Source organism: Streptomyces sp. NPDC039480 (assembly GCF_055597165.1).
The window spans coordinates 39,119-51,775 of sequence record NZ_JBVITX010000018.1 but is presented as its reverse complement, the minus strand read 5'-3'; the positions used below and the strand labels follow the sequence as shown (position 1 = coordinate 51,775).

12 protein-coding genes are annotated in these 12,657 nt (G+C 69.4%); 7 read left to right on the top strand and 5 right to left on the bottom strand.

All coding sequences use genetic code 11. The features are described from left to right. Nucleotides 1-27: 27 nt before the first annotated feature. Nucleotides 28-1,056, bottom strand: coding sequence for a ParB/RepB/Spo0J family partition protein (locus tag ACZ56E_RS38135; RefSeq protein WP_471221598.1), 1,029 nt, complete (start codon nt 1,054-1,056; stop codon nt 28-30). Between the two features lie 885 nt (nt 1,057-1,941). Further along, the gene (locus ACZ56E_RS38130) at nt 1,942-2,529 is read right to left on the bottom strand and encodes an Imm21 family immunity protein (RefSeq protein WP_471221597.1); all 588 of its coding nucleotides are present in this window, start codon (nt 2,527-2,529) and stop codon (nt 1,942-1,944) included. Between the two features lie 204 nt (nt 2,530-2,733). Between ACZ56E_RS38130 and tap the strand changes: the two genes are divergently transcribed. Together tap and tpg are read left to right on the top strand one after the other, a co-directional pair. Then, the gene (tap, locus tag ACZ56E_RS38125) at nt 2,734-4,956 is read left to right on the top strand and encodes a telomere-associated protein Tap (protein WP_471221596.1); all 2,223 of its coding nucleotides are present in this window, start codon (nt 2,734-2,736) and stop codon (nt 4,954-4,956) included. A 6-nt stretch (nt 4,957-4,962) separates the two neighbouring features. Then, a complete protein-coding gene (gene tpg, locus ACZ56E_RS38120; protein ID WP_471221594.1) occupies nt 4,963-5,520 on the top strand; it encodes a telomere-protecting terminal protein Tpg in 558 nt (185 codons plus the stop codon). A gap of 80 nt (nt 5,521-5,600) precedes the next feature. Here tpg and ACZ56E_RS38115 read toward each other — a convergent pair whose 3' ends face one another. Then, entirely contained in the window at nt 5,601-6,587 is a 987-nt protein-coding gene (locus ACZ56E_RS38115) for an NAD-dependent epimerase/dehydratase family protein (protein ID WP_471221592.1), read from the bottom strand. A 189-nt stretch (nt 6,588-6,776) separates the two neighbouring features. Between ACZ56E_RS38115 and ACZ56E_RS38110 the strand changes: the two genes are divergently transcribed. Together ACZ56E_RS38110 and ACZ56E_RS38105 are read left to right on the top strand one after the other, a co-directional pair. After that, nucleotides 6,777-7,103: a hypothetical protein gene (locus ACZ56E_RS38110; RefSeq protein WP_471221590.1), complete on the top strand. Its 327-nt coding sequence runs from the start codon at nt 6,777-6,779 to the stop codon at nt 7,101-7,103. Nucleotides 7,104-7,193: 90 nt separating this feature from the next. Continuing rightward, a complete protein-coding gene (locus ACZ56E_RS38105; protein ID WP_471221588.1) occupies nt 7,194-7,727 on the top strand; it encodes a GrpB family protein in 534 nt (177 codons plus the stop codon). A 64-nt stretch (nt 7,728-7,791) separates the two neighbouring features. Here the strand turns inward: ACZ56E_RS38105 and ACZ56E_RS38100 are convergent, their stop codons facing one another. Further along, a complete protein-coding gene (locus ACZ56E_RS38100) occupies nt 7,792-8,322 on the bottom strand; it encodes an NUDIX hydrolase (protein WP_471221586.1) in 531 nt (176 codons plus the stop codon). A 308-nt stretch (nt 8,323-8,630) separates the two neighbouring features. Between ACZ56E_RS38100 and ACZ56E_RS38095 the strand changes: the two genes are divergently transcribed. From ACZ56E_RS38095 to ACZ56E_RS38085, 3 genes are all read left to right on the top strand, one after another. Beyond that, nucleotides 8,631-8,942: a hypothetical protein gene (locus tag ACZ56E_RS38095; protein ID WP_471221584.1), complete on the top strand. Its 312-nt coding sequence runs from the start codon at nt 8,631-8,633 to the stop codon at nt 8,940-8,942. Between the two features lie 236 nt (nt 8,943-9,178). Then, on the top strand, nt 9,179-10,036 hold the full coding sequence (sigJ, locus tag ACZ56E_RS38090; RefSeq protein ID WP_471221683.1) for an RNA polymerase sigma factor SigJ: 858 nt from the start codon (nt 9,179-9,181) through the stop codon (nt 10,034-10,036). A gap of 67 nt (nt 10,037-10,103) precedes the next feature. Beyond that, nucleotides 10,104-11,279, top strand: a complete 1,176-nt coding sequence (locus ACZ56E_RS38085) for an NAD(P)/FAD-dependent oxidoreductase (RefSeq protein WP_471221582.1) — start codon at nt 10,104-10,106, stop codon at nt 11,277-11,279. Here the strand turns inward: ACZ56E_RS38085 and ACZ56E_RS38080 are convergent. Further along, nucleotides 11,273-11,809, bottom strand: coding sequence for a hypothetical protein (locus ACZ56E_RS38080; protein ID WP_471221581.1), 537 nt, complete (start codon nt 11,807-11,809; stop codon nt 11,273-11,275). The genes ACZ56E_RS38085 and ACZ56E_RS38080 overlap by 7 nt on opposite strands. Between the last annotated feature and the right edge of the window lie 848 nt (nt 11,810-12,657).

Genomic DNA, 12,657 nt, shown 5'->3' with positions numbered 1-12,657 from the left:
AGCGCTCCTGGTCGGAGCCTCGGGGCACTACTGGTTGGAAGCCGGGGAGCACTCGTCGCAGACGAGCTCCATGCGCACCGCTATGCAGGTCCACTGCGCCGCACACGCCCGGGCCAGGGCGGCGATCTTCCGCGCCTGATGGGGCGGAGCCTGCAGCACCAGACCGGGGTCGGTCTTGCGGATGATGCGGGCTTCGAGCCAGCGGATCATCTCCCGGCCGTCGTTGCTGTACTTCAGGGCGGGGTCCCGTTTCAGCGACTCGAGCTGGGCGAGGGTGTCGATGAGGGAGCCCATCGCATCGAGGCCGCCCTGCGGCGCCCGCGGCTTCGCCGCCGCGCCGGACGGTGTCCCTTCCTCCCTGCACAACCGTTTCTGCGCGTCCCGGGTCGCCGGCACGGACATGCCGGCCGCCTCGGCGGTCTCCCGCAGGACGATGTCCGGCTCTTCGGCCGGAATTCCGACGGATTTCTGCCGTCCTTTATGGGAATTGAGCGGCCGGACACGGCCGTCGCGCCCGACCCTGAGGGGGGCCTGGGCGATCTGTCCCGCGAATTTACGGCGTAACACCCCGACGGTCTTCCCGGAAAGCCCGGTCTTCACGGCGACCGCCCGGTCCGACCACTCGGGGAAACTCTCCAGGATCTTCATCGCCGACTTCTTGCGGTCGGAGAGAGCCAGGGCGAGGCCATGCTTCAAGTTCAGCTCGACGGCCAGGAGAAACGCTTCCCGGTTCGACCCCTCGAAGAAACGGACCTCAATGGTTTCCTGGCCGTTCAGCCGCGCCACCTGCAGTCGGTGCATTCCGTCGATGACCTTCATGGTCGAGCGGTGCACGATGATCGGCGGCAGTTTATCGGAGGAGGCGGCCAGAGTGCGCACATGATCGTGGTCGACACCGGCCAGCCGGGGGGAGTCCGCGTCACGGAGCAAGTTGATCGGAATCTGGACGATTGAATCAGAAACTTCGGTCGAGTGGTCGGGCCCGACGGGCCGACAGAACTGATCTTTAGGAAGTTCCCCCCCAGGGGCGGTCTCCCCTGGCATTCCGATCATCACGCTGCTTCTCCTCCCCCGGACCGAAGCGCATAACGCGGCGAGAGTATCATGAGATTCCGCCATGAACAGAGAACTCTCCGGGATTTCATGCAATTGCGTTATGCCCCTTTTTTCCGGAGAGCGCCGACGGCGACAGGGCCCCCTCACACCCCCCGGAACCCCGACGAGACCCCCGGCCCGTACCCGCCTCCAACTCCCCTTAACTACCCCTCAAGAAGCCGACAAGCAGGCCCAACGCCCCCACCCCACGCCCGAACCGCCCCCGAGGACCCACCCCAGGGCCCCCACTCCCGGAGCCCGGCTCCTCACCCCGGGACGGCTGTCGCGCCGTCCAATCCCTGCGCCCCCACATTCAGCCATGTGTCGCCCGCCCCGACAGTCGGTCTCCGGCGTACGTGTTTGTGAACCGCGAAGCCGGGTGGGAGCCGACTGCGGCAACCTGCAGGGGAGTTGACGACGCGCGCCCCGAGGCTGTCTGACCGCTCTCGCGCGTCGAAGGACTCGGCGAGGAGTCGATGGAGAGTGATGCTCGTCTGCTTCCTGTTCGGCGAGGTACTCCAGGCGTTGGTCAACGGCGTCCACTGACCGGCGGCTGGTCCAGTCGGCGAAGTCGTAGCAGCCGAACAGATAGGCGTGCGCGGCGTACAACGTCGCGGCTGCGGCGGACTCGTCCGCGTCGAACGGCGCCTGCTCGTCCTCGGGCAGGGCCTCGTGCCAGCTCATGAGCCGTTCCGCAACGCCAGCGGTGAACACGCCACGTTCACTGGTCGACGCCGCTTTCAGCTTCATCAGGGGCAACGCATCAAGCAGATCCTTGGGCGAGCTGCGGGATACAGCGGACGCGGCTTCCCTGTCCACGGACCAGATCAATTGAGACGCCGAGCGTCAGCAGCGGCCGTCCTCGGCGGCGAGCTGCACCAAGCCGACCCATGGGAACTCACCGCTCTTATGGACCGCACGCACCCTCCACTGGCCTGCCGGGAGCTGCACGGGAACCTGGTCCGGCCGGCCCCCGTCGGGATAGTCCACTCCCAGATCGGCGCCTGCTTCGGCTGAATCCATCAATACCGCCGGGCCGTCGGTGACCCACACTCCGCCGTCCTCCCAAGCGGTGGCCGGATCGGCCAGGATGGCCTCGGCTGCTGTGAACAACTCGGCCTCGGAGTCCGCGGCCAGCCACCGCACGAACAGCAGCTTCTCCGGCAGAAAGCACGTCTTTGCAGGTTCATCGGCCAGGACAAGCGCAGTGGCGGCGTCCGCACCCACGGCGATCACACCGGCCCAGTCCTCCACCTCGCAGGCGCGGTCGTAGTCATCACGGCCATCGGCCTCACCAAGGATGGAACCGTCCTCCGTGCATCCACCCCAGGCGTTCACCGAGGACTCCGGAACGACGACCAAGGGGCCGCCCATCGACCGGACCCACACCAGCCCGGCACGGTCACGGCGATCGGTGTTGTGAGAAGCATCCATGCGCGCAGTTTGCCGCCCGCCACTGACACCGCTCGAAGGCTGGAGCCCGGTCGGCGGACCTGGCCACTTGGAACGGAGTGGCTTGTCGTCGGGCATGGCCGGCCGCCGGTGGGCGATCCGTCGCGCGGTCGCCATGGGCGCCACGCGTACGCGCTTGGTACGCGAAATGTGCGCTTCGGGCTAGGGTTGAGCAGGAGGTGCTTCATGTCGGAGCTGTTCGACGCGGTCGATGCGCTGGTCGCGTCCCGGTCCCCGCTGCCGCCGCCGGCGGAACGCAAGCGGCTGCGCCAGGCCCATGGCCTGACGATGGATGAGGTGGCCGCCGCGCTGCAGGTGCGGCGTGCGACGGTCAGCGGCTGGGAGGCCGGCAGGACCGAGCCCAGGCCGCCGGAGCGTGACGCGTATGCGCGGTTGCTCGAGCAGCTCACGCAGCTTTACCCCGCCCCCGCCAACCCTGCCGCACCCGAGCAGGACCAGGACGTGGCGGTGCCCGAGACGTTCACCAGCGAGTCCACCGCCTCCCTCACCCCTGCTCCCGCTCCTGCCCCTGTTCCTGCCCCTGCCCCGGAAGTTCGGACCCCGGCCGAACCGCCGGCCGCCGCACCGCGTGCGCCGCGTGCCACCAGACCCACATCGACGTCGCGCCGTCCGGAACCGAAGAAGGCAGCCCCGGCCGGCACCCCATCGGACGGCGTCGACCCGCGATTCGTCAACGGCCCGCTCGCGGTCGTCGACGTCGAGGACGGGAAGGTCCTGGCGTACTGCACCGGCGGCCTGGTCCTGGACGTACCCGCCAAGTCGATCCCGGCCCTGGTGGACTGGACGCTGCGCGAGGCCGAGCTCGGCCAGCCCAGGCTCTCCGGCCCCGGCAAGGACGCCGACCCCCTGCTCGTGCTGACCGAGGCCGCCCTCGAGCGCTACGGCCTCCCGGTCACCCTCACCGAGGGGGAGCGGATCGCCGGACGCATCCCCGAGGGCCACAAGGTCATCAAGCAGCTGACCCGTGCCGACTGGCAGCTCACCAAGCGCGGTTTCGGACCGTGGGCGCGGATCTACCGCCCCGCGCAGGGTTCGGAGCGGGCCTGCGTGCAGCTGTGCATCCCCTCGTGGGACGCGCTGGACACCCGCCACTGGGGCCAGGCGGCCCAGCTCCCGCCGGCCGAACTCGCCCGCGTCCTCGGCGTGTACGCCTCCCGCGTGCTGACCCCACGCGGCTCCACCGCCGTGACCGGCCTGGAGCTGATGACCGCCCTGCACCCGCCGACCCGCGCCTCCCAGCCGGACGCCCACGGCAAGCGGCACTCCGAGCACAACCCCGGCAGCCTGGGCAAGGACCCGGTCGACTGCGCACCGTGCGAGGCCCCCGACGGCCACCCGCTCCTGGCCCACCTGCCGCGCTTCCACGTCCGCGGCCCGGCGGAAAAGCTGTTCGAGGAGGCATACGACTGGGCGCGCCCCATGACCGATGCCGAGTGCACCCTGCGGCACCTGGTCGGCATCGACGTCAACATGGCCTTCGCCGCCGGCGCCAACGGCCTGCCCGTCGGCCTCGGCGCACCCACCCACCTCACGAACCCGGTCTTCGACCCCAAGCTGCCCGGCAGCTGGCTGGTGGACCTCTCCCACGTCGACCTGTCGAAGGTGAAGGTCGGAAAGGACAAGTGGGCGGCCCTGGACGCGAGTCTGCTGCCCAGCCCGTTCACCCCCAAGGGCGAGCGCCCGACGGGGCCGGCCTGGTACGCGACGCCGACCGTCGCCTACGCAGTGGAGCTCGGCTACGACGTCGCCCCGATCGAGGCGTACGTCCGCCACGACAACGGCCGCTACCTGGACGGCTGGTACAACCGGCTGCGCGACGCCTACCTCACCACGATGGCCGACCTGGGCGTGCACGCGGACATGGAGCCAGCGGCCTTCCTCACGGCGATGGACGGCTACCAGGAACGCGACCCGGGCCTGGCGATCGTCGTCTCGGCCGTCAAGGCGACGGTCAAGGGCGGCCTGGGCAAACTCCGTGAGCGCCCGCGCGGTGAGGGCTGGCGGCCGGGCGAGCCGTGGCGGGCCCTGTCCCGCCCGACCTGGCGGCCGGACATCCGCGCGGCGATCATCTCCCGCACCCGGATCAACCTGCACCGCAAAATCGTCAAGCACGCGGCGTTCACCGGGCAGTACCCGGTCGCGGTCCTGTCCGACTGCGTCGTCTACGCGGCCGACGGCGAAAGCCCCCTGGACTTCCTGCCCTACCGTGAGGGCAAACCGCTGCCCGGCGGCTTCAAGCTCGGCATCAACCCCGGCCTGGTCAAACACGAGGGCACCCAGCCCGTGCTGTGGGGCGAAGAGGTCCGCGACCGGTTCGACGCCCCGGAACTCAACCTCGCCCGGTACATCAAGGACGGGCAGGTCACGGAGCAGGACAAGGGGGAGTAGCAGGCCATGAGCATGTTCGAGGAGGGCCTGGACCAGGCGGTGCAGCGGGCATTCACGCGCCCGGTCCCGAAGTCGGCAGGCGCGCAGATGCGGTACCTGGTCAAGCAGCTCAAGGGCACCCGGGCCGTCGCCCGGATGCTGCGCATTTCCCAGCGCACCGTCGAGCGGTATGTGAAGGACCAGATCAAGAAGCCCCGCCCGGACCTCGCCGCCCGCTTGGAGCGTGAGGTGAAGGCCCGGTGGCAGCCGCAAATCCGCGCCAGGGCCAAGGAGAAGGCGGCGAGCACCGGCGGCATCGTCATCGACACCCGCGCCCGCATGGGCTACACCGCGCCGATCGGTTCGACGGACCAGGACCGCATCCGGCACCTGACCGTCGCGCTGCCCCCGCAGTACGCCGCCCGCCTCTTCGAGGCCCAGGAGCAGGGTGCCGGTGACGCCCGCCTCCAGGAGATCGCGGCCGAAGCGCTCAAGGAGGTCTACTTCCAGGACGGCGGCCGCCGCGCCGGCAGCCTGGAGGAGGTGCGGTTCACGGACGTGGAGCACCTGGAGTTCGAGCTGTAGCGGCCGCACCCCGAACACCCCGCGAGCCCTGGTGGTGTAAGCAAGCCCCCTGGCCCACGCCCCCTTGGTCCTACTCACCCTCACCGCAGTGCGTTCAGGAGTTGGCGCTCGCGCTCGCGGCTGAGGCCGGCCCGGCGGGGCCGGTCCAGACCCTGCTCCCGCTCCCAACGCAGGGTGTCCGCCAGCATCTCCGTCCGAGGCCGGTGTCGCAGACCTGCCGCGCTTGCCGCAGCGCCGCTGCGAGCGCTGAAGCCGGTCCAGTCCGGGTCGGCCACCCACAGCGCGAGCGACTCCGGGCCCATGGCCTGGACCACGTTCTGGCCGAGCAGCCAGGCGTCGTCGGCTTCCCTCACCGGGCCGGTGTGCCCGCCGATCCGCCGCGACAGTGCGACCCATTCCGCGAAGGGAACGATCGGGCCGACCGCGTCGTACGTTCCGGTCGTTCCCTTCTCCGCACCGTCGAGCAGCCATGCTGCGAGGTCTCGCGCGTCGATCACCTGTGTCGGGTTACCTGGGGGAGCCGGTACCAGAAGCGGTGTCAGCGGCTCGCGGGCCGCGCGGGCGACCCAGTACCCGGAGCGCCCACTGTGATCACCAGGGCCGCCGATCAGCCCCGCTCGCGCGACGAGGAGCCGGTCGCCCACCGCGGCCGCCGCAGCCTCCTCGCAGGCCACCTTGGCCTTGCCGAACTCCTCGTGGCCGACCTCGTCCTGTCCGGCCGCAGGGAGCAGTTGCGCCGACTCGTCGGCGTGCGGCTGCGCATGCGAGGCGTACGCGCTGACCGACGACACGTACGACCAGTGGCCCGCCCGCTTGCCGAGCTCCGCGAGCGCCTGGCGGACGAAGCCCGGCTGCCACGACACCTCGACCACTGCGCCCCAATCCCGGCCCGCCACGCGCTCGTACGCCGTCGGATCACGCCTGTCCGCAGCAACCAGCACCGCGCCCGCGGCCACTTCGCCGCTTTCGCCACGGGCCAGACAGGTCACCCGATGCCCACGTTCCAGTGCCTGCCGCGAAATCTCGCGGCCCACCCACCCGGTCCCGCCCAACACCAAGATGTCCATCAGCGCACTCAAACATGGCCAGTGCACCGCCACATCCCTGTTTCGCTGAGGGCATGGGCCGCAACGATCCAGGTCCAGCTCCGCCTCTCCGTATCGTGGGTACCGCCTCCTGCAGGTGCTGCACGGTCGTATCGCGCTGAGATCCGCAGCGGGCAAGGTGTCCCACAGAGCACTGGGGAAGGGGTGTCCATGCCGTCGGCCGACGAGGTACGTGACCTGTTTGTTCCGCATCTCATGGGGCGCTTGGACGATGCGAGTGCCGAGCTTGAGGTGACGAGCCTCGAGGTGGTGGAGCAGGGCCGGTCGTTCACTCTGGTTGTCGAACTGACGGCTTACAAGCAGCGGTGGCGTGTTCGCCTGGGGAGCGAGCGGTCGGCCATGGCGGTGTTCGACGGTGCGCCGGCTCATGATCTGGTCCGGAGGGTCGCGTCGGAGTTCCGCATCCGATTGTTCGAGTGGTGGCACACGAAGGGCTCCGAGCGGCAGTCGGCGAAGCGGGGCGAGCGCTTGGACTAACCGAGGCCCGGCGTGCGCCTGTTGGCACGCCGCATGTCCCGAGCGCGGCCGAGGTGTGGTGGGCCCCGGTGACCCTGCGAGACTTCCGGCATGGTTGACATGATCGTGGTCAGTGACTACGACCCACGGTGGCCCGAGCGTTTCGATGCTCTACGGCGGCGCCTGGCACCCCACGTCGCGGATCTGGCTGTGTCGGTCGAGCACGTCGGCAGCACGGCCGTGCCCGGGTGTGCCGCCAAGCCGATCATCGACCTCGACATCGTGGTGTCCGCGGAGACTGTCATGCCCGAGCTGATCTCCCGGCTCGCCGGGCAGGGCTACAGGCACGAAGGCGATCTGGGCGTTCCGGGGCGGGAGGCATTCCAGGCCCCTTCTGCCCTTCCCCCACATCACCTGTACGCCGTGGCCACGGGCTCCAAGCCGCACCTTGATCACGTCCTGCTCCGCGACTACTTGCGACAGCGGCCCGATGAAGTCCAGCGCTACAGCGCCTTGAAGGTGTCCCTGGCGCACCGGTGCCCTGCCGACAGTGAGGGCAGGGCGGCCTACTCGGCGGCGAAGAGCGCTTTGGTGGAGGAGTTGGTCGCCAAGTCCTATGCCGCTCGGGCCGCCGGCGCATCGTGACGTGAGGCAGAGCGAACGAGCCGGTGATGCTGTGATGCGACACCAGGCCCGCGCGGCCCGCGCCTCATGCAATATGGCGTTCGCACCACGGGCCGTCCGGCATCAGAGTGTCGAGCACAGTCAGCAACTGTGGAGGCTCAACCCGGTCCGGCAGGGCGGCCAGATCCGACCACGCGAACCAAGCGTGTCTGTCCAGGCTGGCCAGCTCGTCAGGGAGCAGGCCCGTTCGCGCCAAGGGCGGTTGCTCGTCGGCAAATCGAGCGAGGAAGAAGTGCTCCGTCCCTACGTACCGTTTGCCGTTCCACCGCACATCACGGTCGACGAGCACGGACCGGTCAAGGACGCCTGCCGGGTCGAGACCGGTTTCTTCGGCCAGTTCACGGCGTGCCGCCACCAGCGGTGTCTCGCCGGCCTCGATGCCACCACCGGGTGGCTCCCAGAGCCATGCCCCGTCGAACGGATCGCGCCAGCGCAGAAGAAGCAGGCGGCAGGCAGCGTCCAGGCAGACAACCCGGGCGGCGGGCCGGTGCGTTGATTCCACTGTCCTGACGCTATGCGGTACCCGATAAGTGATCAAGACCTTGTCGATCGACACCTCTGAGCGCCGTACATGCTACGAACACCTCACCGACGCGCGCGGGTCCGTCTCGCCGTCGCGGACGAGTCCGGGGTCAGTGGACCCAGGAGAGCATGCCGAGAAGCGGCTAGAGAGAGTGTGAGGTCCGTAGATGGAGCAGCACCTTGCAGAGTCACTCGCCAAAGGCGCGTCAGGGCCCTCGATGCCCCTTTGGCTACTGATCGTCGCGCTCGTGGTTCTGGTCGCACTCGCGATCTACGGGATCTCACGAAAGCGCAAGGGGCATTAGAAGCCGTGTCACATCGAGGCACGGTACGCTCCGGCGCATGACGAGCACCGGCTTAGACGATGGCCAGTTGAACAGGCTGTGGGGAGCCGTTTGCGCCTTCGCCGGGGTCTTCTTCCTCCTGTGGGCGCTGTCCTGGATCAATGCGAACGTGCTCAATGAAGACCTGCAGAATCACTGCGAAGAGCTGCACACGGCCCGCTTCCCCTTCGAGAAGTCGTGTACCCATGAGGATGGCACCGTCGAGGGTGCGAACAGCGGGCTCTTCGAAGGGATCTTCTTCGGCTCGCTGGGTGCTGGAGCGGTGTGTCTGGCAGCTGCGTTTATGACCGAGGGCGTCCGGAGGAAGTAGTGCATAGCCTGTGCACCGCGTAGGGCCGTTGTCGGGTGCTGGGCGATGGCGTCGGCGTCCGCCGGGACGGAGTTGCCACGGGCCTCTGACAGTCGACTGCGCCTGCGGCTCATGGGACCGGTCTGATCCTTCTCTGCCCTGCATGATCCCAACACGGGGCAGGGGAGCGGTCTGTTTAGAGTGAGGGCCGATCGTGGTGCCGAGGGGGGTGGAGGTCGCAGGTGGTGCTGGCCGGCATGTTGGCCGAGGCGGACTGGGAAGCGCATCGTCCCGCGGTGTTCGGGACGGCCTACCGGATCCTCGGCTCTGTGGTCGAGGCCGAGGACGTGGCGCAGGAGGTCTGGCTGCGCGCTGCCGGCGCCGACCTGACCGAGGTGCGGGATCTGCGGGCCTGGCTGGTGACCCTGGCCGCCCGGATGTCGTACAACGTGTTGAAGTCCGCGCGGGTACGGCGCGAGACCTATGTCGGGCCCTGGCTTCCCGAACCGCTGCTGACCGGGCCCGACGCTTCGGCCGAGGTGCTCCTGGACGAGTCGGTGAGCACCGCGATGCTGGTGGTGATGGAGAGGCTTTCTCCCGCTGAGCGCGTCGCGTTGGTGCTGCATGACGTCTTCGGCTTTCCCTTCGGCCGGATCGCCGAGGTGCTCGGCAACACACCCGCTGCCAGCCGCAAACTCGCCTCCCGGGCGCGAGCGCGGGTCGCCGGAGCCGAGGAGGCGCCTGGGGCCTCCCGCGCCGAGGCCAAACGCGTGCTCGAAGCGTTCAGGGCGGCCGCCGATGCGGGGGACGTCGCCGGACTCGTCGAGCTCCTGCACCCGGAGGCCGTCTATGTCGGTGACGGCGGCGGCAGGACGACGGCCGCGCGCAGGCCGGTTCACGGCGCGCGGACGATCGCCGTGCTGATGATCCGGCAGGTCCGGATCCGGCGTCCCGACGAGTTCCGGATCATCGAGGTGAACGGGCGGCCGGCGCTGGCCACTTACCGCGCCGGCGAACTGGTCTGGCTCGACACCGTGGACATCGCCGATGGGCGGATCACGACGTACAGGAGGCTGGTCAATCCGGAGAAACTCGCCGGCCTGAGTCACATCTGAGCCCGCTGTCTTGTCTCCCTGTCGCCCCTCCGATGCCCGGAGGGGCGAGGCCGGGTGAGAGGAAGACATGATGGGGCACATTGTGATCGTCGGAGGCGGTTTCGCGGGTGTGTGGAGCGCGGCGGGAGCGGCACTGGCGCGCGGGGACGCGGACCTGCGCATCATGCTCATAGCGCCGGGCGAGCACCTGGTGCTGCGGCCGCGCCTGTACGAGCCGGAGCCGGAGCTGGCCACGGTGGAGCTCAGGAGAATCCTGGAGCCGGTCGGCGTCGGGCATCTGCGGGCCCTGGTCAGCACGATCGAGACCGGGCGCCGCGTGGTGGTGGCCGACGGCGAGGAGATCGCTTACGACCGCCTGGTGCTGGCGGCGGGCAGCAGGCTCGTGCGGCCCGCGGCTCTGCCCGGCGCCGAACGGCTCTTCGACATCGACACCCTGGACGGGGCCCGGCGGCTCACCGACCATCTGCGGGAACGGGACAACTACCGTGCCGTGGTGGTCGGCGCCGGGTTCGTCGGCCTGGAGGCCGCGACCGCCCTGGCCGCCCGGGGCCGGGTGCTGCTGGTGGACCGGTCGGAAGTGATCGCCCACCAGCTCGGCCCGGGGCCACGCCGGGAGATCGAGGCGGCGCTGGAGAAGCTGGACGTGGAATGCCGCCTCGGGACGACGGTGAGAGAGGTCGGTGACGGATACGCCGTCCTCTCCGACAGCGCCAGGGTCGAGGCGGACGCTGTGCTCTGGTGCGCGGGGATCGCGGCCAGTGACCTCACCCGGCAGATCTCCGACGACCTCGACTGCCTGGGCCGGGTACCGGTGGACCGGCAACTGCGGGCCCTGCCCGACGTGTTCGTCGCCGGAGACACGGCCGCAGCGGCATTCGACGCCGAACACACGGTCATGCAGGCCTGCCAGCACGCCACCCCGCTCGGCAAGGTGGCCGGGTACAACGCGGCGGCCGACCTGCTCGGCCTGCCGCTGCGCGACTTCACGCCCGGCCCCTACGTCACCTGCCTGGACCTGGGAGGCGCCGGCGCGGTCTTCACCCGGGGCTGGGACCGCAAGGTGATGGCCTCGGGCGCCGACGGCGCGGACGTCAAGAAACGGATCAACCACCACATCCACCCGCCGGTCGACGACGCCGCACAGATCCTCGCCGCCGCCGACCGCGTCCACATCGAGCTCCCCTTCTTCCCCCGCACCGAAAGCCGAAAGGGGGACGCACCCGTTGAGCAGGCACCTCAGTGAGTGAACGCTGGAGGCATGCAACCGGTCTCCGGATAATGGCCGTTGACGTCGGTCCACACTCGTTCCTTTGTGACGGTGCCGGTGACGCATGCGGTATCACCGACCCAGACGCCGTAAGAGCTGCCCCCGGCCGCATTCGTACGCGTGCCGGCTGCTGAGCGCTCGACGGCCACGTGAAAGGGGGCTGCCAGCGGTGTGAGCGTGGCCTGTACCTCCGCGGGGCTGATCTTGCCGCGCCGGCGCAGCTCACCAAGGGCCCGTTCGATGCCGGTGGCCTTCTGCCTGGCCCGCCTCTCATCCTGCCGGCTCACCTCACGCGACCGCTGAGTGCGCTGATTGTCGGCGTAGTTGGGGGGAGCGTCGGGGTGCTGCGCCTCCGTGCCGGGTGGATCGGTGTCGGAGGAGCGTGTCGGCTTGGTGCCGTTGAGGTTGACGAACACATCGTCCGCGCTCTGTCCGCAACCTGTCAGAAGGGCGACGGCGATGACGGTGGCAGTGGCGGTGACAGTGGCAGGTTTCCAGGTGGGCACGGATCGATCCTGTGCTGCCCGGGCCAGGGCGGCATGAGTACCGGTACTCACTTCTGGCGGTCGGTGGCTTCGGGGTCGATCGGTCTCGCGGCGAGAGCTCCGTTTTGGCCACCAGAAGCGTTCATTCAGCCATAATGTGCCTGCCGTTGCGGTCAGTTCACGCAGTCGGACGGGTGGCGCGAAGTCGTGGCTCCGCGGCCCCGTGATCGCGTCGAGCGGTGTGTGCCGGGCGCCTCGTGCCGGCGTCCGGCTCCTCCGGGGCGCTTGAGCGCCACGCCGGGGCGGCCCTTCCGGATCGTAAAGCCGTGGCGCAGATTCGATGGCGAGCAAGCAGGTGATGGCCACCGTGCCCCTGCCGTGGTCGCGTTGCCTGCGGCCCTCATGGGCAGCCCCGCGGGGGCCGCGGGCGAGTCTGCCCTCGTGCCGCCGTCCGGAGTCGAGGGGCTGTCACGCATATGTGAGGTGAGGGTCCCAGAGGATTTATCCCATGGCCCGCTTCCCGGCGCGGGGTAATGGCTCTTCTCCTCCGGCCGGCGCCCCCGTGCCGTCATGCCCCCTGTGAGCGGGGGCGGTGCCCCCGATTAACCATTGGCTCCCTTCTGCCTGTCGACCCGCCCGTAAAGGGCCGCAGGGCGCCCCACCCGGGCGCCCATGTGAAGTGGGTCTCATTTCTCGTTTTCGGGAACTCTGAGGGGTGTGCGCGAGTGTATTTCCGGAAGCGAGTATTCCAGTGGGCGGGGCGTCGGATGTCCTCGGCGGGGCGAGGCCCCTGACTCGTACTGCGGCACTTACGGTAGGTGACGGCCCCAGGGCGCGGGACGAAGTGTCCGGTCCTCATTCCCGACGAG